Source organism: Marinobacter sp. OP 3.4, from assembly GCF_036224885.1.
Taxonomy (GTDB): domain Bacteria; phylum Pseudomonadota; class Gammaproteobacteria; order Pseudomonadales; family Oleiphilaceae; genus Marinobacter.
In genome coordinates this window covers 68965-91882 of the sequence record NZ_JAVVLT010000009.1, presented here as the reverse complement: position 1 = coordinate 91882, position 22918 = coordinate 68965, and the positions used below count along the sequence as shown (strand labels likewise).

The 22918-nt window shown below is 60.1% G+C and carries 18 protein-coding genes; 15 read left to right on the top strand and 3 right to left on the bottom strand.

Annotated elements, in window-relative coordinates; genetic code table 11:
• Positions 1–114 precede the first annotated feature (114 nt).
• The 7 genes from grpE to greA all read left to right on the top strand — a co-directional run bounded on the left by grpE (position 115) and on the right by greA (position 10081).
• The gene (grpE, locus tag RO069_RS01520; protein WP_328184858.1) at positions 115–717 is read left to right on the top strand and encodes a nucleotide exchange factor GrpE; all 603 of its coding nucleotides are present in this window, start codon (positions 115–117) and stop codon (positions 715–717) included.
• Positions 718–842: 125 nt separating this feature from the next.
• Positions 843–2765: a molecular chaperone DnaK gene (dnaK, locus tag RO069_RS01515; RefSeq protein WP_328184857.1), complete on the top strand. Its 1923-nt coding sequence runs from the start codon at positions 843–845 to the stop codon at positions 2763–2765.
• A gap of 135 nt (positions 2766–2900) precedes the next feature.
• A complete protein-coding gene (gene dnaJ / locus RO069_RS01510; protein WP_328184855.1) occupies positions 2901–4031 on the top strand; it encodes a molecular chaperone DnaJ in 1131 nt (376 codons plus the stop codon).
• A gap of 8 nt (positions 4032–4039) precedes the next feature.
• Positions 4040–4846, top strand: a complete 807-nt coding sequence (gene dapB / locus RO069_RS01505; protein ID WP_328184853.1) for a 4-hydroxy-tetrahydrodipicolinate reductase — start codon at positions 4040–4042, stop codon at positions 4844–4846.
• A gap of 337 nt (positions 4847–5183) precedes the next feature.
• Positions 5184–6314 (top strand): glutamine-hydrolyzing carbamoyl-phosphate synthase small subunit, encoded by a 1131-nt coding sequence (gene carA / locus RO069_RS01500; protein WP_328184852.1) that lies wholly within the window; start codon positions 5184–5186, stop codon positions 6312–6314.
• 69 nt (positions 6315–6383) lie between these two features.
• Positions 6384–9599 (top strand): carbamoyl-phosphate synthase large subunit, encoded by a 3216-nt coding sequence (carB, locus tag RO069_RS01495; RefSeq protein ID WP_328184851.1) that lies wholly within the window; start codon positions 6384–6386, stop codon positions 9597–9599.
• A gap of 2 nt (positions 9600–9601) precedes the next feature.
• Positions 9602–10081 carry a transcription elongation factor GreA gene (greA, locus tag RO069_RS01490; protein WP_328184849.1) on the top strand — a complete coding sequence of 160 codons (480 nt, stop codon included), beginning with the start codon at positions 9602–9604 and terminating at the stop codon, positions 10079–10081.
• A gap of 48 nt (positions 10082–10129) precedes the next feature.
• On the opposite strand, the gene RO069_RS01485 is transcribed toward greA, so the two are convergent.
• The 3 genes from RO069_RS01485 to RO069_RS01475 form a co-directional block, all read right to left on the bottom strand.
• Positions 10130–10348: a hypothetical protein gene (locus RO069_RS01485; protein ID WP_328184847.1), complete on the bottom strand. Its 219-nt coding sequence runs from the start codon at positions 10346–10348 to the stop codon at positions 10130–10132.
• A gap of 293 nt (positions 10349–10641) precedes the next feature.
• Complete coding sequence (locus RO069_RS01480) at positions 10642–11691, bottom strand: ExeA family protein (protein WP_328184845.1); 1050 nt, start codon at positions 11689–11691, stop codon at positions 10642–10644.
• Between the two features lie 18 nt (positions 11692–11709).
• Positions 11710–12645 (bottom strand): XrtA system polysaccharide deacetylase, encoded by a 936-nt coding sequence (locus RO069_RS01475; RefSeq protein WP_328184844.1) that lies wholly within the window; start codon positions 12643–12645, stop codon positions 11710–11712.
• A gap of 329 nt (positions 12646–12974) precedes the next feature.
• On the opposite strand from RO069_RS01475, the gene RO069_RS01470 reads away from it, so the two are divergent.
• From RO069_RS01470 to RO069_RS01435, 8 genes are read left to right on the top strand one after another with little or no spacing between them, the layout of a single operon-like run.
• A complete protein-coding gene (locus tag RO069_RS01470; RefSeq protein WP_328184843.1) occupies positions 12975–14390 on the top strand; it encodes a TIGR03013 family XrtA/PEP-CTERM system glycosyltransferase in 1416 nt (471 codons plus the stop codon).
• A 5-nt stretch (positions 14391–14395) separates the two neighbouring features.
• Positions 14396–15040, top strand: coding sequence for an XrtA/PEP-CTERM system exopolysaccharide export protein (locus RO069_RS01465; RefSeq protein WP_328184841.1), 645 nt, complete (start codon positions 14396–14398; stop codon positions 15038–15040).
• A complete protein-coding gene (locus tag RO069_RS01460; protein ID WP_328184840.1) occupies positions 15040–16611 on the top strand; it encodes an XrtA system polysaccharide chain length determinant in 1572 nt (523 codons plus the stop codon). Before RO069_RS01465 ends, RO069_RS01460 begins: the two co-directional genes overlap by 1 nt.
• A 5-nt stretch (positions 16612–16616) precedes the next feature.
• Positions 16617–17564 carry a polysaccharide biosynthesis protein gene (locus tag RO069_RS01455; protein WP_328184838.1) on the top strand — a complete coding sequence of 316 codons (948 nt, stop codon included), beginning with the start codon at positions 16617–16619 and terminating at the stop codon, positions 17562–17564.
• A gap of 50 nt (positions 17565–17614) precedes the next feature.
• Positions 17615–18898: a hypothetical protein gene (locus tag RO069_RS01450; RefSeq protein WP_328184836.1), complete on the top strand. Its 1284-nt coding sequence runs from the start codon at positions 17615–17617 to the stop codon at positions 18896–18898.
• A 40-nt stretch (positions 18899–18938) separates the two neighbouring features.
• Entirely contained in the window at positions 18939–19934 is a 996-nt protein-coding gene (locus RO069_RS01445) for a polysaccharide deacetylase family protein (protein WP_328184835.1), read from the top strand.
• Entirely contained in the window at positions 19931–21757 is a 1827-nt protein-coding gene (locus RO069_RS01440) for a carbamoyltransferase family protein (protein ID WP_328184833.1), read from the top strand. Before RO069_RS01445 ends, RO069_RS01440 begins: the two co-directional genes overlap by 4 nt.
• Before the next feature lie 29 nt (positions 21758–21786).
• Positions 21787–22914: a GNAT family N-acetyltransferase gene (locus RO069_RS01435; protein WP_328184832.1), complete on the top strand. Its 1128-nt coding sequence runs from the start codon at positions 21787–21789 to the stop codon at positions 22912–22914.
• Positions 22915–22918 lie beyond the last annotated feature (4 nt).

Sequence of the window (22918 nt, the reverse complement as noted above, 5' to 3'; positions counted from 1 at the left end):
TGTGAAACAGTCATGGTTGAAAGCGTTTATTTGGGCCCCATATCCGATGGCAATTCACCATCATTGGGTAACGGCGCGGCCATGGTCGCGCGCAGGAATAACCGGGAGTAGCTGATGAGCGCTGACGAAAATCGCAACGAAAATGTCGATGAAGAGCTGAAAGCGGAGGAGCGGGCCGGTGAGCCGGTGTCCGAGCAGCAGCCGGGCGAGACCTCCTCACCGGAGGAGGACGCCGATTCCATGGAAGCCCGCGTCCAGGAACTGAAGGACCAGGTGCTCAGGAGCCAGGCGGAAATGCAGAACGTGCGCCGCCGGGCGGAGATCGACGTGGAGAAAGCCCACAAGTTTGCCCTGGAAAAGTTCGTCAAGGAACTGCTGCCGGTGGCCGACAGCCTTGAAAAGGCCGTTGAGAGCACAGAGGGAAAGCAGGAATCCGACGACGTTGTCACGTCCATCCGGGAAGGGGTGGAAATGACCCTGGACCTGTTCCTTAAGAGTCTGGGCAAGTTCAACGTGCAGCAGTTGAACCCGGTGGGCGAACCCTTTGACCCGCAGCTGCACGAAGCCATGTCCATGGTGCCGGCGCCGGACGCCGAGCCCAATTCCGTGGTGGCCGTGGTGCAGAAGGGTTACACCCTGAACGAGCGTCTGGTGCGTCCGGCCATGGTGGTGGTCGCCAAGGCTGAGGATGCGCCAAAAATCGACGAGCAGGCTTGAAAAGTCAGCGTCGGAGCCAATATAGGCAGGTAACAGTCAAGACACGGTCCCTGGTGGGCCGGAAAAGAATCAGGTGAATCCGGATCAGGCAGCATCCGGACTGAACAGCTAACTGGAGTGATTTCATGAGCAAGATTATCGGTATCGACCTGGGCACGACCAACTCCTGTGTTGCCATCATGGATGGCGACAAGGTCAAGGTGATCGAGAACGCAGAGGGCGATCGCACCACGCCTTCCATCATCGCGTACACCGACGATGGTGAAACGCTGGTTGGCCAGTCCGCCAAGCGTCAGGCGGTGACCAACCCCCACAATACGCTGTATGCCATCAAGCGTCTGATCGGTCGTCGCTTCGAGGACGATGTGGTTCAGAAGGACATCAAGATGGTGCCCTACAAGATCACCAAGGCGGACAATGGTGACGCCTGGGTTGAGGTGAAAGACGAAAAGATGGCACCGCCCCAGGTGTCCGCGGAAGTCCTGAAAAAGATGAAGAAGACCGCCGAGGACTACCTGGGCGAGAAGGTGACCGAAGCGGTCATCACCGTGCCGGCGTACTTCAACGACAGCCAGCGTCAGGCCACCAAGGACGCCGGCAAGATTGCCGGCCTGGAAGTGAAGCGGATCATCAACGAGCCGACCGCTGCGGCACTGGCCTATGGCATGGACAAGCAGAGCGGTGACCGCACCGTGGCTGTCTATGACCTGGGTGGTGGTACCTTTGACCTGTCCATCATCGAGATCGCCGATGTGGACGGTGAGCACCAGTTCGAGGTTCTGGCCACCAACGGTGACACCTTCCTGGGTGGTGAAGACTTTGACCTGAAGATCATCGAATACCTGGCGGACCAGTTCAAGAAGGACAGCGGCATCGACCTGCGCGGTGACTCCCTGGCGATGCAGCGCCTGAAGGAAGCCGGCGAGAAGGCCAAGATCGAGCTGTCCAGCAGCCAGCAGACCGACGTCAACCTGCCGTACATCACGGCTGACCAGGCTGGTCCGAAACACATGAACGTCAAGCTGACCCGGGCCAAGCTCGAGGCGTTAGTGGAAGAACTGGTCGAGCGCAGCCTGGAGCCCTGTAAGGTGGCCCTGAAGGATGCCGGCCTGTCCGCCAACGAGGTTGACGAGGTGATCCTGGTGGGTGGTCAGACCCGTATGCCGATGGTGCAGGAGAAGGTGAAGAACTTCTTCGGCAAGGAAGCGCGGAAAGACGTCAACCCGGACGAAGCCGTGGCCATTGGTGCCGCCATCCAGGGTGCGGTCCTGTCAGGCGACGTGAAGGACGTTCTGCTGCTGGACGTGACCCCGCTGACCCTGGGCATCGAAACCATGGGTGGTGTAGCCACGCCGCTGATCGAGAAGAACACCACGATTCCGACCAAGAAGTCCCAGACTTTCTCCACGGCGGAAGACAATCAGACCGCCGTGACCATTCATGTGGTCCAGGGTGAGCGCAAGCAGGCGACCCAGAACAAGTCGCTGGGCCGCTTCGACCTGGCGGACATTCCGCCGGCGCCCCGTGGCGTGCCGCAGATCGAAGTGACCTTCGACATCGACGCCAACGGTATCCTGAACGTGTCCGCGAAGGACAAGGCAACCGGCAAGGAACAGTCCATCGTGATCAAGGCCTCTTCCGGTCTTAACGACGACGAGATTGAGAAGATGGTCAGCGATGCTGAGGCCAATGCCGAGGAAGATCGCAAGTTCGAGGAACTGGTCCAGGCCCGTAACCAGGGCGATGCCATGGTCCACACCGTGCGCAAGACCCTGAATGATGCCGGTGACAAGGTCACCGACAGCGAGAAGGAGAACATCGAGTCAGCCATCAAGGAACTCGAGGAAGCGCTGGAAGGCTCCGACAAGGACGACATCGAAGCGAAGACCCAGAAGCTGACCGAAGTATCCGGTGAGCTGGCCCAGAAAATGTACGCCGACCAGGGCGAACAGGCCCAGCAGGCCGGCGGCGAAGAGCAGGCCAGTGGCAGCTCCGATGACGCCGTCGACGCTGAGTTCGAGGAAGTCAAGGACGACGACAAGCGCTAAGCGTTTCGTCCGGTCCGGCAAGAACGCGGGGGTTGTCGCCCCCGCGTTTTCTGCGTTTGAGAATGGCGGGTTTCCGGATACCCGGAGGCCCGGATCTGAATAGCACAGACAGGTTTTTCAACAAGGTTTTCCAGAATGGCCAAACGTGACTACTACGACGTTCTCGGGGTATCCCGGGATACGGACGAGAAGGAGATCAAGCGGGCCTACCGCAAGCTCGCCATGAAGTACCATCCGGACCGTAACCCGGACGACGCCGAAGCCGAGGCGAAGTTCAAGGAGGCCACGGAAGCCTACGACGTGCTGATGGACACCAACAAGCGCGCCGCCTATGACCAGTTCGGCCATGCCGGCGTGGATGGTCAGGCCGGCGGGGCCGGTGGCTTCGGTGGCGGTGGCGCCAGCTTCTCCGACATCTTCGGGGATGTATTCGGTGATATCTTCGGTGGCGGCGGCCGGGGTCGCAGCAACCGGGGCGCCGACCTGCGCTATACCCTGGAACTTGACCTGGAGGAGGCCGTCCACGGCACCACGGTGAAGATTCGGGTGCCTGGCCATGTGGAGTGTGACCTGTGCGAAGGTAGTGGGGCCGCCAAGGGCTCCAGGCCGGAGATCTGCGGTACCTGTAAGGGCATGGGGCAGGTTCGCATGCAGCAGGGCTTCTTCACGGTCCAGCAGGCGTGTCCCACCTGTCGCGGTAGCGGCCAGATTATCAAGGATCCATGTAGCAAGTGTCATGGCGCCGGGCGCCTCCAGGAAGAGAAGACCCTGTCCGTCAAGGTGCCACCGGGTGTCGATACCGGCGACCGGATCCGGCTGTCCGGAGAAGGGGAGATGGGCATTGATGGCGCACCGGCCGGCGACCTGTACGTGCAGATCGCGGTCCGCGAACACTCCATCTTCACCCGTGATGGTCGCAACCTCTATTGCGAAGTACCCATCAGTATCGTGGACGCCGCCCTCGGCGGTGAGCTGGAAGTGCCAACACTGGATGGCCGCGTGAAGCTCAAGATTCCGCCGGAAACCCAGACCGGCAAGCTGTTCCGCCTGCGAAACAAGGGGGTTTCTCCGGTTCGTGGCGGTCCTGCGGGTGATCTGCTGTGCCGGGTGATGGTGGAAACGCCGGTCAACCTGACCAAAAAGCAGAAGGATCTGATGGAGCAGTTCCAGGAAACCCTGGACGGCAACAACGGCAACAACCATGGACCCCGGAAAACCTCCTGGTTTGAGGGTGTGAAGAGCTTCTTTGACGAAATGAAATTCTGAGGTCTGCCATGACAAGGATTGCGGTAACCGGCGCGGCCGGTCGAATGGGCAAGGTGCTGATCGAAGCCATTGACGAGGCGGATGATCTGTCCCTGGGCGCTGCCATCGTCCATCCGGAAAGCTCGCTGGTGGGCGCGGATGCTGGTGAAATGGCCGGCATCGGCAAGAATGGCGTGGCCCTGGCTGGAAGCATCGCCGATGTGAAGGATGCATTCGATGTCCTGATCGATTTCACCTTCCCGGACCTGACCCTGGAGAACCTGGAGTTCTGCAGCCAGAACGGCAAGTCGGTGATTATCGGTACCACCGGCATGACGGACGCCGAGAAGGAGCAGGTCAAGGTGGCGGCCGACCGGGTGCCCGTGGTGTTTGCGCCCAATATGAGCGTGGGCATCAACGTAGTGCTGAACCTGCTGCAGACGGCAGCGTCCGTACTGGGCGATGACTATGATGTCGAGATCATCGAGACCCATCACCGCCACAAGAAGGACGCTCCCTCCGGCACCGCCCTGCGTCTCGGCGAGGCCGTTGCCGATGCCCTCGGGCGGGATCTGAAGGAATGCGCCGTCTACGGTCGTGAAGGCTTTACCGGCGAGCGCCCCCAGAAGGAAATCGGTTTCGAGACCATCCGGGCCGGGGATGTGGTGGGCGACCACACCGTGCTGTTTGCCACTATGGGCGAGCGCATCGAGATCACCCACAAGGCCAGCAGCCGCATGACCTTTGCCAAGGGCGCCATCCGTGCAGCCCACTGGCTGCAGGGCAGGCCCGCCGGTCTGTACGATATGCAGGATGTGTTGTCCCTGAAAGACTGATTTTGGCCACGGAACCCACGGAAGGACACGGAAGGAAAAAAGATGAAGGATTTCGTGGCCAATAACGTCTTTATCTTTTTTGTTTTTTCCGTGTTCTTCCGTGGATTCCGTGGCAAGCAAGGTCTTTCAGATGGACACAGATCGTCATATTTCCTACAATAAGGCGATTTAACTGCACCAAGCGTAGCCTGAAGACAAAGCCCGCCCGGGATTCCGGATGACTTCCGAGGGCGGATACAAGAGCGGGACGGGGCAACACCCCCTCTCGCTTTTTTGCGACCTGAATTTGCGCTTGCGTTCCCGTTTGCCCAAACGAACCCGATTGAGGATACACGCCTTGAGTACACCAGCCATCCTTGCACTCGCAGACGGAAGCCTGTTTCACGGAGTCGCCATCGGCGCCGACGGCGAAACCAGTGGTGAGGTGGTTTTCAATACCGCCATGACCGGCTACCAGGAGATCCTCACGGACCCGTCCTACGCCCGTCAGATCGTGACCCTGACCTATCCTCATATTGGTAATACCGGCATCAATGACGAGGATGTGGAATCCGACGATATCCACGCCGCCGGCCTGATTATCCGTGACCTGCCGCTGCTGGCCAGTAATTGGCGCAGCCAGAAGACCCTGTCCGACTACCTGAAGGAAAACAACCGCATCGGCATCGCCGGCATCGACACCCGGCGCCTGACCCGCATCCTGCGGGACAAGGGCTCCCAGGATGGCGCCATCGTGGCGGGCGAGGGCGCTACCGCTGAGCGAGCCCTGGAGCTGGCGAAGGCCTTCCCCGGGCTCAAGGGCATGGACCTGGCCAAGGAAGTGTGCCGCAAGGATACCTGGACCTGGGATGAAACCGAATGGGTGCTGGGTGAGGGCTATGGCAAGCGCACCGAGAGCCGTTTCAAGGTTGTGGCCTGGGACTACGGCGTGAAGAAGAACATCCTCCGCATGCTGGCCAGCCGTGGCTGTGACCTGACCATCGTGCCGGCCCAGACCCCGGCATCGGACGTGCTGGCCATGAATCCGGACGGGGTGTTCCTCTCCAATGGCCCCGGCGACCCGGAGCCCTGCGATTACGCCATCAAGGCGATCAGCGAGGTGCTGGAAACCGAGGTACCGGTCTTCGGCATCTGCCTGGGGCACCAGTTGCTGGCGCTGGCCAGTGGCGCCAGGTCCGTGAAGATGGGCCATGGTCACCATGGTGCCAACCACCCGGTACAGAACCTGAGGGATGGCACGGTGATGATCACCAGCCAGAACCACGGCTTCGCGGTGGACGAGACCACGCTGCCCGACAACGTTGAGGCGACCCACAAGTCCCTGTTCGACGGCTCGCTCCAGGGCATCCGACGCACGGACAAGCCGGCATTCAGCTTCCAGGGACACCCGGAAGCCAGCCCGGGGCCCCATGATGTGGCTCCGCTGTTTGACGAGTTTATCCGGCTGATGGAAGCACGGTCCGCGTAAGCGGACGCCCGACACAGCGTTGCCGAAAGGCCCTACGAATCTGAATTTTGCTGACAGGTTGACTGAGAAATGCCAAAGCGGACCGACATCAAGAGCATCCTGATCCTGGGCGCTGGCCCCATTGTGATTGGCCAGGCGTGTGAGTTTGACTATTCCGGGGCCCAGGCCTGCAAGGCCCTGCGTGAAGAGGGGTTCCGGGTGATCCTGGTGAACTCGAACCCGGCCACCATCATGACCGACCCGGCCATGGCCGACGCCACCTATATTGAGCCGATCACCTGGAAGACCGTCGAGAAGATCATCGAGAAGGAGCAGCCGGATGCGCTGTTGCCCACCATGGGCGGCCAGACCGCGCTGAACTGCGCCCTGGACCTGGAAAAGCACGGTATCCTGGAAAAACACGGCGTCGAGATGATCGGTGCCAACGCCGATACCATCGACAAGGCCGAGGACCGGGACCGTTTCGACAAGGCCATGAAGCGGATCGGGCTGGAGTGCCCCAAGGCCACCATGGCCCATTCCATGGAAGAAGCCTGGCAGGTGGCCGATGAGATCGGCTTCCCCTGCATTATCCGGCCGTCCTTCACCATGGGGGGCTCCGGGGGCGGTATTGCCTACAACCGGGAAGAGTTCGAGGAGATCTGCACCCGGGGACTGGACCTGTCCCCCACCAATGAGTTGCTGATCGATGAGTCGCTCATCGGCTGGAAGGAATACGAGATGGAGGTCGTTCGGGACAAGAACGACAACTGCATCATCGTCTGCGCCATCGAGAACTTCGACGCCATGGGTGTACACACCGGTGACTCCATCACCGTAGCCCCGGCCCAGACCCTCACCGACAAGGAATACCAGATCATGCGGAACGCCTCGCTGGCGGTGCTGCGTGAAATCGGTGTCGAGACGGGTGGCTCCAACGTACAGTTCGGCGTCAACCCGGACAACGGCCGCATGGTGGTCATCGAGATGAACCCGCGGGTGTCCCGTTCCTCGGCCCTGGCCTCCAAGGCCACCGGCTTCCCCATTGCCAAGGTGGCGGCCAAGCTGGCCGTGGGGTACACCCTGGATGAGCTGCAGAACGACATCACCGGCGGTATTACCCCGGCGTCCTTCGAGCCCAGTATCGACTATGTGGTCACCAAGATTCCCCGCTTCACCTTCGAGAAGTTCCCCCAGGCGGACGCCCGCCTGACCACCCAGATGAAGTCCGTGGGTGAGGTGATGGCCATCGGTCGCACCTTCCAGGAGTCCATGCAGAAAGCCCTCCGTGGCCTGGAAGTGGGCTCGGAAGGGTTCGAGGAAAAGGTGGACCTGGACAGCACCAGCGGTCGCGAAACCCTGATCAAGGAGCTGAACGTGCCGGGTGCGGAACGCATCTGGTACATCGGCGAGGCTTTCCGCGCCGGTATGACCGTGGACGAAGTGTTCCGTCACACCAAGGTGGATCCCTGGTACCTGGTGCAGATTGAAGATCTGATCCTGGAAGAGGCGTCCCTGAAAACGGCCGGTACTTCCGACATCGATCGGGACACCCTGTTCCGCCTCAAGCGCAAGGGCTTCTCCGATGGCCGCCTGGCCAAACTGCTGGGTATCTCCGAAGTATCGCTGCGCAAACTGCGCCATGAGCTGGACGTGCGCCCGGTGTACAAGCGGGTGGACACCTGTGCCGCCGAGTTTGCGTCCTCCACCGCCTACATGTACTCCACCTACGAGGAGGAGTGCGAGGCGGACATCTCCGACCGGGAAAAAATCGTGGTCATCGGTGGCGGCCCCAACCGCATCGGCCAGGGCATCGAGTTTGATTACTGCTGTGTCCATGCCGCCCTGGCGATGCGCGAGGATGGCTATGAGACCATCATGATCAACTGTAACCCGGAGACCGTCTCCACCGACTACGACACCAGTGACCGGCTCTATTTCGAGCCCATCACCCTGGAAGACGTGCTGGAGATCGTCTACAAGGAGAAGCCCAAGGGGGTCATCGTACAATACGGCGGCCAGACGCCGCTGAAACTGGCCCGTGGCCTGGAAGCGGCCGGCGTGCCCATTATCGGTACCAGCCCGGATGCCATCGACCGCGCCGAGGACCGGGAGCGTTTCCAGCAGATGATTACCCGTCTGGGGCTGAAGCAGCCGGAAAACGCCACGGTGCGCAGCCATGAGGAAGGTGTCCTGGTGGCGCGGGAAATCGGTTACCCGCTGGTGGTTCGCCCGTCCTATGTGCTGGGTGGCCGTGCCATGGAAATTGTCTATAACGAAGAAGAGCTGGTGCGCTACATGCGCAATGCCGTGCTGGTGTCCAACGACAGCCCGGTGCTGCTGGATCATTTCCTCAATGCCGCCATCGAGGTGGATATCGACGCCATCTGTGACGGCGAGGACGTGGTCATTGGCGGTATCATGCAGCATATCGAGCAGGCTGGCGTGCATTCAGGGGATTCCGCCTGCTCCCTGCCGCCATACACCCTGCCGAAAGACGTGCAGGACGAGATGCGTGAAGCGGTCAGGAAAATGGCCCTGGAGCTGGATGTTGTGGGCCTGATGAACGTGCAGCTGGCCTGGCAGGACGGCGAGATCTACGTGATCGAGGTGAACCCCCGTGCGTCCCGGACGGTGCCATTCGTCTCCAAGGCGGTCGGTGTCTCCCTGGCCAAGGTAGCCGCCCGCTGCATGGCCGGCCGCAGCCTGAAGGAGCAGGGCTTTACCACCGAAATCGTACCAACCCACTACTCGGTGAAGGAATCGGTCTTCCCGTTCAACAAGTTCCCCGCGGTGGATCCGATCCTCGGGCCGGAGATGAAGTCCACCGGTGAAGTGATGGGCGTTGGAGACAGCTTTGACGAGGCCTTTGCCAAGGCAGCCCTGGCCGCCGGGGAGCGGTTGCCGGCCAAGGGCACGGCGTTTATCTCCGTGCGTGAAGTGGACAAGGCCGGTGTGGTCAAACTGGCCCGGGACCTGGTGGATGCCGGTTTCAGTCTGGTGGCCACCACGGGTACCGCCCGGGTCATCACTGAGGCCGGGATGGACGTGGAACGGGTCAACAAGGTGGGCGAAGGCCGTCCGCACATTGTGGATGCCATCAAGAACGGCCAGGTGCAACTGATCATCAACACCACGGAGGGGCGCAAGGCCATTGCGGATTCCGCCCAGATCCGCCAGTCGGCCCTCCAGCACAAAGTGACCTATACAACCACGCTGGCGGGTGGCGAAGCCTTCTGCCGCGCGATCAAATTCGGACCCGAGCGGACGGTACGCCGTCTGCAGGAACTGCATTCAGGAAAGTGACTATGACGACTCGAGTACCCATGACCATCAATGGTGAAGCACGCCTGCGGGAAGAGCTTCAGCAGCTCAAGTCTGTCGAGCGTCCCAAGGTGATCCAGGCCATCGCCGACGCCCGTGAGCACGGCGATCTCAAGGAGAACGCCGAGTACCATGCCGCCCGGGAACAGCAGGGCTTTATCGAGGGGCGGATCCAGGAGATCGAGAGCAAGCTGGGCGCCGCCCAGGTGATTGACGTCACCAGCATCGAGAACACCGGCAAGGTGATTTTCGGCACCACCGTCCACCTGCTCAACGTGGAAACGGACGAACAGGTGGTCTACCAGATCGTTGGCGAGGACGAGGCCGACATCAAGGGTGGCAAGATCTCCATTTCATCCCCGATTGCCCGGGCCCTGGTGGGCAAGAGCGAGGGCGATGTGGTGGCGATCCGCGTGCCTTCCGGCACCGTGGAATACGAAATTGAGGAAGTGGAGCATATTTGATCTTCAGAGAGTCGGGGTGGCTGTCAGGTCACCCCGAGTCCCGGAAGTTCAAGCGACGCTGGCCAGTTTTTCTTCCAGTGATTGAGGAAGGGGAACAGGCTCGAAGAGGTTGGCTGGATACAGATAGTCATCACCAGATTCATCAACGATGCGAATCATGGCCAGAGCGTCGGCGCGTTCGTCGCTGATGACTTCATAGAGCTTTCGGCGCTCCAGCGATACCTCATATCCGTCATTGTCTATACAGACTACAAAATGATGGGCCATAGTTAGTCCAGTAGCGATTTGATCTTGATTTCTCTCTTGCCGATGCCGCTTGCCTCATACCAATGGAGTTCGGCAAGGCATTCCAGACCGTTTGCCAATCTGATTTTCGCAAACCCCTTCCGTTTCCGCCAGTTTCCCTTTCCGTAGGCACGCACGAGTCGCTTCAGCTCTCGAATGCCTCTGCCTCGGGCAAAGGTTTCTGTATCTCTGATCGGGCTAACGACCTGAAAGTCCAATTTGTTCCATCCCTGGATAAATTTGTCACTAGATGTCGGGGCCCAGCTCCAGCCTGGTCAATTACTCCGGTGCCGGCCCGGTGACAGGGGTTTCACGTTGCCCGAGTCCTGGGGCGGTGGGTTGTCCGCCTTGTCGTGCAACAGCATGCCGATCTTGCGGTCGATGCCTTCCAGGGCATCGGCTATGCGCGAGAGCGTCGTACCCAGTTCACCGCTACCGCTCAGCGACGCTGGTGCCGGGGCCGGTGGTTCAAAGTCCGCCGAACTGGTGCTGGTGGGGATGGACGGTTTCCTGTCCGGATCAGGGGCATCGCCCAGCAGGTCCTTGCGGATTTCCTTGAGGTCGCGCCGGTCCAGCACATCACGCTCATCGGAGTAGGCGCACATCATCAGCCCGTCACAGAGTTTGTTGATCACCCGTGGGATGCCGGCGCTCATGGCAAAGATATCGTGGACCATGGCTTCGTCGAACAGTGGGGCGCCCTTGTGGCCGGCCACCAGCAGGCGGTAGTCGATGTACTCGCCGGTTTCCTTCTCGGACAGTCCTTCCAGGTGGAAGAACAGTTTTACCCGCTGTGAAAGCTGCTGGATCTTGTGGATGTGATCCTTGAGTTCCGGCTGGCCCAGCAGGATCACCCGCATGGCGGGGCCGCCCAGGCCCTCCAGGCCCGCCAGCATGCGGATATCCTCAAGGTTTTCCTTGGTCAGGTTCTGGGCTTCGTCCACGGCCAGTACCACCGGTGTCCCGCGATCCGCCATCATCTGCAGGTAGTCCATGATGGCGAACAGCATGGTGACCTTGCTGTCCATTTCGGTCTTGATGCCCGCCTGGTGGATCAGCAGGCGGAAGAAATCGTCGGATTTCAGGTTGGTGTAGGACACGTGCAGCAGTTTCAGGTTGCCGTCCAGGCTGCGAATGGTCTTCTTGAGCAGGGTTGTCTTGCCCGAGCCGATTTCACCACTGATAACCACAAACCCTTCCGGACTCCAGATGGCGGAGTTCATGTACACGAACGCCCGGGAGTGCTGCTGGCTCATATAGACAAAATCATCTTCCGGGGTCATCCGGAAGGGGTGTCGGCGTAATCCGAAGTGTTCGAGGTACATGTTGCTCGTCCGTCGTGGTCAGGCCAGGCGAATCATCTCGTTCTGGTGCAGTTTGATTCGATCCGGCTTATATTCCTCGTAACTCTGGCTCACCGTGCCAAAGCGAAAGTCCCCCAGCAAGCGTTCCAGTCGACCGTAACATTTATCCAGGTTGGTGTAGTGGCGAAAACGGGAGAACCAGCTGGCGTCGTTGTACCTGGGCTGGTCCGGATCGATTTCCCACGGGTGCAGGTAGAACATTTGTGGTTGGGTGTCCCCGGCGCTGGCCATCCGGAACAGGTGCCGGAACAGCGGGTAGGGAAACTGCCGGAAATAGCCGCCCCCCGCAGCCGGGATATTCATCCGGAACAGCTTCGCCGTGGTCAGCGGAAACTCCCTCAGGGCAACGCCCGTACTGGTCTGGATGGTATAGGGGGTCTTGGGCGAATCCGGTATGCCATACCGGTCATGGTGGATGGGGAATATACTGGAATCCCAGGTGAAGCCGAGCTCCGCCAGGATGTCCAGGGCCCACAGGGATTCCCGGGTGATGGAGTAGCTGGCCGCCCGGTACCCCGTGACCGGCTGCTGGATGATATCTTCCAGTATCGCCTTGGATTTTCGGGTTTCCTCGGTGAACACCGCCGGGGTCTGGTTGTAGACCAGTTGATGGCTGTAACCGTGGGACGCTATTTCGTGCCCGTGGTCGGCCAGCTTGCGGATCAGCGCCGGATAACGTTCGGCCACCCATCCCAGCACGAAGAAAGTGCATTTGACCTGGCGCCGGTCGAACAACTCCAGCAGTCGCTCCGTGTTCTGTTCCACGCGGGACGGAAGTGTTCCCCAGTCTTCGGGGGCAATCACACCGGACAGGGCGGCTACGTGAAAATAGTCCTCCACATCGACACTCAGCGCGTGCAGAGTCCCTGCGCGGCGGCCGTCCTCTCGGGCGGTCGCTTGAACTGGTTCCGTCATAGGAGGCTCCGTTCTCCGTCTCCCTAAAAAACCACAACAGGATCTATCCAGATCCTGGATCCGTTCAAATAGTAGCCTTAACGGACCTGCTTGTCATCGCCATTCACGATCGACTTTCGAACATTGTCGCATGACAACGTAAATAGTTGTAAAATTCCGTTACGGATTGATACATGGCACCTTGAGATTGTCATATGTCAGGCGCAAAATGAATTTTAGGAAATAAAGCTCTCACGCGTCGTCTGACAGATTCGGTTAGCTGCGGGTCGAACTGGTAGGTCTCGCTTCTTGCCAGTGCCGGCCCATCGAGTTTTATAGAGACGACAAGGATGTTTGGTGTGTCCTATATACGCATCAGAAAGCATTACCTGCATCTTCCATACCTGGTGCTTGGCGCCCTGGAATTTGCGGTACTTTTCGGAACATTTTACCTGCTGGGGTTCGTGCTGGACCAGGTGGGCGGATATGGTTCGGGTTTTGATACCGGTGCCGCGTCCGCGCTGCTGTTTGCCCTTGTCATGAGTTGCGGCACCCTGGCCATGGGCGTGTATTTCGCCATGGTGCGGGAAGGTTTTGCCTCCATGTTCTTCCGCACCCTGGTCGCCTTCTGTTTCCTCGGCGGGCTTGCCCTGACAATTCTCTATATGGTCCTGCCCAATGTCAGCCCGGGCAGCGACAAGCTGTTTCTGGCGGTCTTGCTGGCCATTCTCCTGGTCACTGTCATCCGGCAGCTCTTCCTCAAGGTGGTGGATTCCGACCAGCTGGCCCGGCGCGTGGTGATCTATGGCGGTGGCGAGTTCGCCGAATCGCTGATGACGGATTACCAGACCAACCTGAAAGCCTCGGGTATTCGCATCATGGGGTGTATCCCCGACTCCGCCGACCCCAGGGTGGATCGCCGTCACCATTTGCCCGCACCCACGGATTTCTTCGAGTTCTGTCAGCAGAACCGGATCTCGGAGATCGTTATTTGCCAGCAGGAGCGCCGCCGCAGTGAAGGGGGGCAGCTCCCGGTGGATTCCTTGATGGAATGCAAGCTTCGTGGCATCGAGGTGACCGACGCCGTGGCCTTTTACGAGCGTGAGCTGAAAAAGGCCCGGCTGGAGCTGGTCCATCCGTCCTGGATTCTGTTCTCCGACGGCTTCAAGGCCTCCAAGTCACGGGATATGACAAAGAGAGTGGTGGACCTGGTTATCGCGCTTTTGCTCACCGTGGTGCTGGCGCCATTCATGGTATTGACCGCCCTGGCCGTTGTGCTGGAAAGTGGACGACCTATCCTTTATAGCCAGAACCGTGTCGGCGCCCGGGGCAAGCTCTTCCGGATCTACAAGTTCCGCAGCATGCGCCAGGACGCGGAAAAGGACGGCAAGGCCCGCTGGGCCTCCCAGAACGACAGTCGTGTGACCCGGGTTGGTGCTTTCATCCGCAATACCCGGCTGGATGAGCTGCCCCAGCTATGGAATGTGATCAAGGGGGAGATGAGCTTCGTCGGCCCCCGTCCGGAAAGGCCGGAGTTTGTCGAACAGTTAAAGGAACAGGTGCCATTCTATAACACCCGGCATTACGTGAAGCCGGGGCTTATGGGGTGGGCGCAGCTGAATTACCCCTACGGCGCCTCCATTGAGGACGCCCGGGGCAAGCTGGAATACGACCTGTATTACTCGAAGAACCACAGCATCGTGATGGATTTCCTGATCATGATCCAGACCGTTGAAGTGGTGCTACTGGGCAAAGGGGTGCGATAAACGATATGGATACCAAGCGGATAACAGTGCTGCAGACGGCCATCATGGTCATGCTGGCCAGTTTCCTGGCTGCCTGTGCCGGCGTACCAGAAGGGGGCAATAATCCGCCCGTGACGGCCACGGAACCGGAACCCTACCGCATTGGCGTGGGCGACACCGTGTCGATCCATGTGTGGCGGAATCCGGAGTTAAGCCAGAGCATTGTGGTTCGGCCTGACGGCAATATTTCCATGCCCCTGATGGGGGACGTGGAGGCCGAGGGGCTGAGGCCGGAGGACCTGGCGGCGGAAATCAGCGCAGGGCTGAGCGAAGTCATCCGCAGTCCGGAAGTGACGGTGATGGTCGACAGTCCGGTCAGCGCGGAATACCGCAACCGTGTGCGTATTACCGGTCAGGTGGGGCAGCCGATTTCCGTGGCCTACCGTCAGGGCATGACCGTGCTTGACCTGGTGCTGGAAGCCGGCGGTCTGACCCCGTTCGCTGCCGGGGATCGGGCGGTGATGCATCGCCATACCGGCGAAGAATACGAGAGCTTCAGTCTGGACCTGGAAGCCATCCTGGAAGATGGCGATATGAGGACCAATTACACCATCCAGCCGGGTGATGTGGTCAGCGTCCCACGCAAGACCTTGCTGCGCGGAGAACTCTGATGGACTGGCGGTACATTCTCGATATGATCAACGCGGTCAAGCTGGAGCTTTACCGCTATCGGGTGCTGGCCGCCATCATCTTCATGTGCGTGACGGCCGGGGTCCTGGGCCTGGGTTACGTGACGCCCAAGACCTACACCTCCGAGGCACTGCTGTACGCGGATTCCTCAACGATCCTCGAGCCATTGCTGCGCGGCAGTGCGGAGGTTACCCCCATTGACCGGGTCAATGAGGCCCGGGAGATGTTGCAGAGCCGGTCCTACCTGGAGCAGGTGGCCTTTGACTCGGGGCTGCTTGATGGCGGTGAAACGGATGTGGAGAAAAACGGCGTCACCGGTCGGCTCCGGGACACCCTCAACATGCGGGTGTCCAACCGCAATTTCCTTGAACTCAGTTATCGGAGCGGCGATCCGGATCAGTCGTTTCGTGTGCTGAGCGCCGCTCTGAACCGCTTCATCGAGCGCACCTCCAGCAAGAAGCGATCAGAGAGTGAGGGCGCCTATGAGTTCATCGACGCCCAGGTCAAGAGTTACAAGCGCCAGTTGGAAGAAGCGGAAGCCCGGCTCAAGGAGTTCCGGGCCAACAATCAGGATGGAACCCAGTCCAGCGTCCAGGCCAGAATCGAAAGTCTCAGAAGCGATATTGAGAACCTCAAGCTGGAAATCCAGCAGAGTGAACAGGAAGTTGAGCTGACCGCTTCCCAGCTTCAGGAGGAGCGGCCATACCGGTCGGTCAGTACCGGTGGCGGGTTATCGGAAGTGGACCAGAAGATTGCCCAGCTTGAGCAGACACTCTCCGACCTGAGGCTCCGGTACCACGACACCCATCCGGATGTTTCCTCCGTGCTGGGGCAACTTGAGGAGCTGCGGGCCCGGAAGGCCAGGGGCGATGTCGGGCAACGCAGTGTGGGGTCCAGCGAGGTAATCGAGAACCCGGTTTACGAACAGCTACGCCTGAAGTTGACCGATGCCCAGACCGACCTCGAAGTTCAGCGCAAGCGGCTTAAATCCCTGGAGAATCTTCTGGCAGAAGCCTTTGAGCGGGCCGAACGGGTGGCGGCCAATCAGGCGGAACTGTCCGAACTGACCCGTGACTACGATGTGACGAAAGGCGTGTATGAGGACATGTTGCAGCGCCGCGAGAAAGCCCGCCTGTCCATGACGCTGGATGTGCAGGGGCAGGGTGTGAGTTACCGGATCCAGGAGCCTGCCTCCTATCCCACCAAGTGGGATGGCCTGCAGTTGTACGAGGTGGGCATGGCGGGTCCGTTCCTGGGTGGAACCATGGTGTTGGGCCTGCTGGTGGCCCTGGTCATGTTCGATAACCGGGTCCGTTCCAGTCGGACGTTGCTGACGCAGCTTCCGGAAAACATCCCCGTGCTCGCATCCGTTCCGCACTACTCCAGTAGCTGGAAGGAACGTTTGCTTCGCAAGGATGTGATATTCATCGTTGGACTTCTGGTGGTGTTCATGGGCGTCTACCTGGCCATAATGGTATTCAGCATCCTCGATGTGACGCCGGCACAGATCATGGACACGATTACCGGGTCCGGCACCGGTCAGGGCGGTTAGAATTCATGGACAACAACAAGCTCTACAATGCTCTGCTGAAAACCCAGGAACGTCATCGTGCGGAACGGGCTGCCCAGGCAGCAGAGGTGGATGAGGTTCCCGAGGACTCCGGGCAGGAAGGTGTGGCAAACAACGCCGCGTCGGAACCGACCTATATCGGGCATACCTGGTCCGAAGAACCCGCTCGAACGGAGCGGTCCTATGCCGAACCGGGCCCCAACTGGACCATGGTGGAGGAAAAGCGGGAAAAACGCACACCGTCGGTCTATGACGCCTCAGTGTCACTGGACCTGATCGACAATCCCCGCCCCTGGACCCTGGACGATCTCAGGGAACGCAAGGTTATCTACCCGGGTATGGCCAACAAGGCCATCCTGGATGCGTTCCGCGAGATTCGCATCAAACTGCGCGACAGGGCCGGCGCCGTCAATTTTTCGGTGCTGATCTCCTCTCTGGGAAAAGAGGACAACTCGGTGCTGACCGCGTTTAACCTGGCGGCCACGTTCGCCATGGATGCCCAGAGTTCCGCGTTGCTGGTGGATTGCAATCCCTGGAACAGCGACCTGGGACATCTTGTCTCCTCTCCCATGAACCTGGGCGTCACGGACTTCGTGGCCGACAAATCCCTTAAGGTGAAGGACATCATCTACCCCAGTGGTGTGGATCGTCTCAGCGTGGTGCCCGCCGGTACCCAGTCCGCTTCCGCCGTGGAACTGTTCTCCGCCGTCAGGATGCGTGACCTGATGGGGGAGCTGAAAAGCCGTTACCCGGATCGTTTCCTGATCATCAATGCGCCACCACTCAAGGCCAGCACCGAAGCCCACATTCTGGTGCGGTATGCGAACCAGGTGGTGCTTGGCGTTCCCTTCGGCGAGGTCACCCCGGACGATATTGTCAGTTCTGTTGAAACGCTCGGGTCGGAGAAGTTCTCCGGCCTGGTTTTCCAGCAATGAGGTATGGCATGGAACGCGCTTTCCACAAACGGTGGCCCCGAGGCCATGTTGTGGCGACACTCGTGCTGCTGATGGGGCAGACTCCGGTGTCCTACGCCGCGGAAGACGGTCTGCCCGAGAGTCGCTACACCGCGACCACCACCCTGTTTTCGGACCTCACCCACACCCGATACGAAGATGACAACAACACCCGTGCCGGGGCCGGGATCAATGGTGATGTCGGCGCGGCGTTTACGTCCGGGCCGCACAGCCTGAATGGCCGCTATGGCGCGAGTCTCGAAACGGCGCGCAGCAGCGTTGGCAGGAGCAACGACGACAATTTCTGGCTGCGTGGCTCCTCAAGTTACAACTACTTCGAGCCCGGCAGTCGCTTCGATTTCAACGCCGGACACACCATACGGTCCGTGCGTAATGACACCGGTTTTGCCGTGGATAACTTTGACTACGATACCCAGAATGCGGTCAGTGCCGGCGCTGGTGTCAATTTCTATCCCGGTGACTTGACCACCTTCCGGGTGTCCGGCCAGGGGGGCAAAACCTGGGAAGAAGGGGACGTGCCAGACGGGGAGTCCGTCAGTGCGAACGCCACCCTGACTCGACAGGTGTCAGAGCTGAGTTCCGTTTTTCTTATGGCCACAAGGGCATGGGAGGAACAGGAAGACACCAACGACATCACAATTGACTCCGCCTCCGTCGGGCTGCAATCAATGCTAGAGGATGGATCGTTCAATCTGTCCACGGGCCTCTCCCGGGCTGAAAGTAATGGTTTTGAAAATGAGGCGATTATCGGTTCCCTAGAGCGAATCTGGGTAACCGACCTTGCCAACACGCGTTTCAGTTACGACCGCTCCCAGAGCAGTACCCTGCTGGACCTGGCCCTGGGTCCCATCTCTGGTCCGAGCTTTGAGGATGAATTCTCCATCCGATACCAAGGTGTTACGGTTCGGGACCAGGTGACCCTCTCCCACCGTTCCAGCCGGTTTTGTGACCTTTGCACGGTCAGTGTGGTCGCTCAGGTGGCGAAGGATGAAGAGGTCGCCACCAGCGATGAGATCTGGGAGTACCTTGCCGGACTGGGTGTTGGCTTCGAGGTGTCTGATCTGAAGACCCTGGACGTTGACTATCGCTGGGAGGCGGATGCCCTGGAGGAAAGGGGGCAGATTGATGACGAGATTCACCGGTTCAGCGTGACCTATCGGCACCGGCTGACCGAGCTGGCCTCCTGGGGAACCTCGTTCGAAACCGCGGTTACCCGTGGTGTTACGGATGAAGAAGAGTACCGGGCGAAGGTCTTTGTCACCCTCGGCTGGGACGGCATGGAATCGGCGTGGTAGCCAGACAGGCATCACCGCAAGGAATAACAGGGAAGACGCTGTGTTTGAGAACCGAAAGACCATACAACTCCCCGCGGATACGCCTCCCCAGCTCATGGTTGTGATTGACACGGAGGAGGAGTTCGACTGGAACGCGGACCCGGATCCGAAGGCTACTGCGGTCACCGCAATGGACCATATCCATCGGGCGCAGGATATTTTCAACGAGTATGGCATCGTGCCCTGCTACGTGGTGGATTACTCCATCGCCAGCCAGGAACGCAGCATCGCGCCCCTGAAGTCTTTCCTTGAGGCTGGCCAGTGTGAAATCGGCGCCCATCTGCATCCCTGGGTCAATCCGCCGGTGGAGGAATCGCTGTCCCGCTCCAACATGTACCCGGGCAACCTGCCCGAGAGCCTGGAGCGCCGGAAGCTGACGGAACTGCGGGATACCATCGCGGCTGCCTTCGGCACACCGCCCCATATCTACAAGGCGGGTCGCTACGGCTATGGTCCGAACACCACGGCCATCCTCAATGACCTGGGCTTCGATATTGACCTGTCCATCTGCCCACCACTGGATGCCAGGGGGGATGGCGGACCGGACTACCGTTACGAAAACGCCTGGCCGTTCTGGTACGGGCCGAACGACAACCGGGTGTTGGAACTGCCGGTGACCGGTGGCTTTGTCGGGGTGGCTGGTGGTTTGTCGCCTCCGATCTTTGACCTGGCCATGGCGTTCCGCAAATTGAAGGCGCCGGGCATCCTGTCACGGCTTGGCATTGTCGACCGGCTGATGCTGTCGCCGGAAGGGTTCCGGTCGTCCGAGCACATCAAGCTGACCCGCGACCTGTATCGTCGCGGGGTACGCACCTTTACCTGGAGCTTCCACAGCCCCAGTGTGGTTCCGGGCCACACCAGTTACGTGCGGGATGAGCAGCAACTCCGGGAGTTCCTGGACTCATTCCGGCAGTTCTTCGATTTCTTTTTTAACGAATTGGGTGGGGAGGCGTCGTCTCCCACCCGGTTAAAGACGCTGATGGAGAAGTTTGCATGAAAGTGCTTGGTATTTCGCCACTGGACAAGGACGCCACGGTCTCGGTTGTCGAAGACGGCCAGATCCTGTTCGCTGCTGGCGAGGAGCGATTCTCCCGGGTAAAGCAGCAGGACGGGTTCCCGCAGCTTGCCCTTGAGAAAGCCCTGGAGTACACCGGCAGCAGGATGAGTGATTTTGACCTGGTGTGTTACCCGTTCCTGAGCTGGGAGAACGAGGCCAAGCTTTTCACGCAGAACCTGGAGGACGAACGCGAGTTTATCCGCAGGTTCGAGCCCGCCGACCTTAACCGTCAGGTCAAGGAAGCGCTGACCCGGGTGCCGGATCGCAACGAACCGATCCATGGCCTGGAACACCCGAACGCCATCATGGAAAAGGGCTTTCTGCACAGCTCGTACTACTCCATGGCCGGCGCCCAGCGCCTTGCGTCCAACAACGCCGCCCTGAAAGGCTCCCGACACTGGGGTGAGGAGGCGACGGCCTCCTTCCAGAAGTGGGAAAAGGCCCTGGAGACCGGGTTGCAGCAAATGGGCTGGGACGGGCCGGTCAAGCGGATGGAGCACCATCTTTCCCACGCGGCCAACAGCTACCTGTGCAGCGGTTTTGACCGCGCCCTGTGCATCACCCTGGATGGTTATGGATCCGGCCTGGCCGGTTCCGCCAGCGAGGCGCGGGACGGCAAGATCCATCGGCTGCACGGTATCAGCTATCCCAATTCCCTGGGCACACTCTACGAGCATGTGACTTCCAGTCTTGGCTTCAAGCCCAGCCGCCACGAAGGCAAGATCGTCGGCCTGGCGTCCTACGGTGACCCGGCCATCCTGGGGGATATCCTGTTGGGCCGCATCCAGCAGGAGCCCGGGGACTACCGGATCTATGAGGCCAACAACGTCTACTTCTCCCGTTACCTGGCGTCCAAGTTTCCGAAGATTGATGTGGCGGCGGCCTACCAGCATGCCCTGGAAGTGGTGGCCACCAACTATGTACGCCATTGGGTGGAGAAAACCGGCATCGACACGGTAGTGCTGTCCGGTGGTGTGACCGCCAACGTCAAGCTGAACCAGCGTATTTTCGAGCTTGAGGGGGTCAACCACATCTTCGTGTACCCGAACATGGGCGACGGCGGTTGCGGCACGGGGGCCGCGCTCTATCACAGCTGGCCGGGGGGCGTGAAGGAGTCCATCTCCAGCGCCTACTTCGGGCCTGATTACAGCGAGCGGGACATCGAGGCCGCCCTGGAGGCGGAAGGGCTGTCGTATACCCGGCCCAACAACCTGGCCGCGGAAGTGGCCGCGCTGATCCACAGTGGCGAGGTGGTTGCCCGTTTCGATGGACGCATGGAATACGGCCCCAGGGCCCTGGGCAACCGCTCGATTCTCTACCATGCCAGCGAGCCGGAAGTGAACCAGTGGCTGAACAAGCGTCTCGGGCGCACCGAATTCATGCCATTCGCCCCGGTCACCCTCTACGAAGCCCGGGAGAAGTGCTACCACGGCATTCGCGGTGCCGAGCACAGCGCGGAATTCATGACCATTACTTTCGACTGCACCGATTTCATGCGGGAGAACTGCCCGGCAGCGGTTCATGTGGACGGCACCGCCCGACCGCAACTGGTGCGCCGGGAGGTGAACCCGGGATATTACGATATCCTCAAGGAGTACGAGAAGATCAGCGGCGTGCCAAGCCTGATCAACACCAGTTTCAACATGCATGAAGAGCCCATCGTGAGTTCGCCGTCGGATGCGGTCAGGGCCTTTGTGCAGGGCGCGCTGGATTACCTGGCTATTGGTCCATTCCTGGTCAAGCAGCCCAATCCGGCCCACTGACCTATTACAGCGGGCGGAGTAGGGTGCTGATGACAGCAGACAAGCTGGAAGTTAGCCAGGAGCCAGTCGTCACCCCCGAGCAGCTACGGGAGGAATGGGAAGATCTGGAAAGCCGGTCGGCTCCCACGGTGTTCCTGTCGTGGCAGTGGCTGGGGCACTGGCTTGAGGTGTACCAGCCCAATGTGCGGGTGTTGCGGGTAAGGGAAGGCGACAGGCTGATCGGCCTGGGTATGGTGGTGGCATCGGACGAGCGGCGCCATGGCCTATTGCGATCCCGTTGCCTGCGCCTGCACCAGACCGGGCACCGGGTCCTTGACCAGATCTGGATTGAGTACAACGGGTTCCTGGCGGAACATGGCCGTGATCGTGACGTTTCCGCCGCCTGCCTGGCTTTCCTGGAAAGTCAGCGGGACGCGTGGGACGAATTCGTGGTGGGGGCGATTGATGCCGATGAGGCCGATTTCTACGCCCGGACCATGGGATTGCACAAGCATATCCGGTGGGAGGCGCCCTGCTATGGCGTCAACCTGAACGCCCTGCGCCGCAGTGGGCAGCATTACCTGGACACGCTGTCCCGCAATACCCGGTATCAGATCAACCGGGCACACCGGCTGTACGAACAGCGGGGCGATGTGGAGCTGGTCAGGCCGGACAGCGTTGAGGAGGCACTGGCGGTGTTCGACAGCATCGGTCCCCGTCACCTGGAGCGCTGGGGGAACGGGCCGGACCAGAGCGGTTTTGCCAACCCGGATTTCGTCCGTTTCCACCGGTCGCTGATCCGCAGCCAATGGGCCGAGGGGGGCGTGGACCTGGTGTCGGTACGAGTCGGGGACGATGTTGTTGCGTCCTTCTACAACCTGCTTCATAACCAGGTGGTGTACTTCTATCTCGGTGGCATGATGACGGAAACGGACAACAAGCTGAAACCCGGGCTGCTCGGGCATAGCCTGTGTATCGAAGACTACCGCCATCATGGTTTCCACTATTACGATTTCATGGGCGGGGATGAACGCTACAAGTCGAACCTCGGCCAGTGTCATCGTCAACTGGTCCAGATCGCCCTCCAGCGGCCCCGCTTCAAGCTGAAGCTTGAGAGCGCGCTTCGGGAAGCCAGGAACCACTGGCTGGGGGAGCCGGGAGCGGGCTATGGGCGTTGAGGAG

What these genes read in the sequence shown, in the direction of transcription:
- dnaJ (WP_328184855.1), top strand. Translation starts at nt 2,901, where the DNA reads ATGGCCAAACGTGACTACTACGACGTTCTCGGGGTATCCCGGGATACG.
- greA (WP_328184849.1), top strand. Translation starts at nt 9,602, where the DNA reads ATGACGACTCGAGTACCCATGACCATCAATGGTGAAGCACGCCTGCGG.
- grpE (WP_328184858.1), top strand. Translation starts at nt 115, where the DNA reads ATGAGCGCTGACGAAAATCGCAACGAAAATGTCGATGAAGAGCTGAAA.
- dapB (WP_328184853.1), top strand. Translation starts at nt 4,040, where the DNA reads ATGACAAGGATTGCGGTAACCGGCGCGGCCGGTCGAATGGGCAAGGTG.
- RO069_RS01480 (WP_328184845.1), bottom strand. Translation starts at nt 11,691, where the DNA reads ATGTACCTCGAACACTTCGGATTACGCCGACACCCCTTCCGGATGACC.
- carB (WP_328184851.1), top strand. Translation starts at nt 6,384, where the DNA reads ATGCCAAAGCGGACCGACATCAAGAGCATCCTGATCCTGGGCGCTGGC.
- RO069_RS01455 (WP_328184838.1), top strand. Translation starts at nt 16,617, where the DNA reads ATGGACAACAACAAGCTCTACAATGCTCTGCTGAAAACCCAGGAACGT.
- RO069_RS01465 (WP_328184841.1), top strand. Translation starts at nt 14,396, where the DNA reads ATGGATACCAAGCGGATAACAGTGCTGCAGACGGCCATCATGGTCATG.
- RO069_RS01440 (WP_328184833.1), top strand. Translation starts at nt 19,931, where the DNA reads ATGAAAGTGCTTGGTATTTCGCCACTGGACAAGGACGCCACGGTCTCG.
- RO069_RS01470 (WP_328184843.1), top strand. Translation starts at nt 12,975, where the DNA reads ATGTTTGGTGTGTCCTATATACGCATCAGAAAGCATTACCTGCATCTT.
- RO069_RS01460 (WP_328184840.1), top strand. Translation starts at nt 15,040, where the DNA reads ATGGACTGGCGGTACATTCTCGATATGATCAACGCGGTCAAGCTGGAG.
- dnaK (WP_328184857.1), top strand. Translation starts at nt 843, where the DNA reads ATGAGCAAGATTATCGGTATCGACCTGGGCACGACCAACTCCTGTGTT.
- RO069_RS01485 (WP_328184847.1), bottom strand. Translation starts at nt 10,348, where the DNA reads ATGGCCCATCATTTTGTAGTCTGTATAGACAATGACGGATATGAGGTA.
- RO069_RS01435 (WP_328184832.1), top strand. Translation starts at nt 21,787, where the DNA reads ATGACAGCAGACAAGCTGGAAGTTAGCCAGGAGCCAGTCGTCACCCCC.
- RO069_RS01475 (WP_328184844.1), bottom strand. Translation starts at nt 12,645, where the DNA reads ATGACGGAACCAGTTCAAGCGACCGCCCGAGAGGACGGCCGCCGCGCA.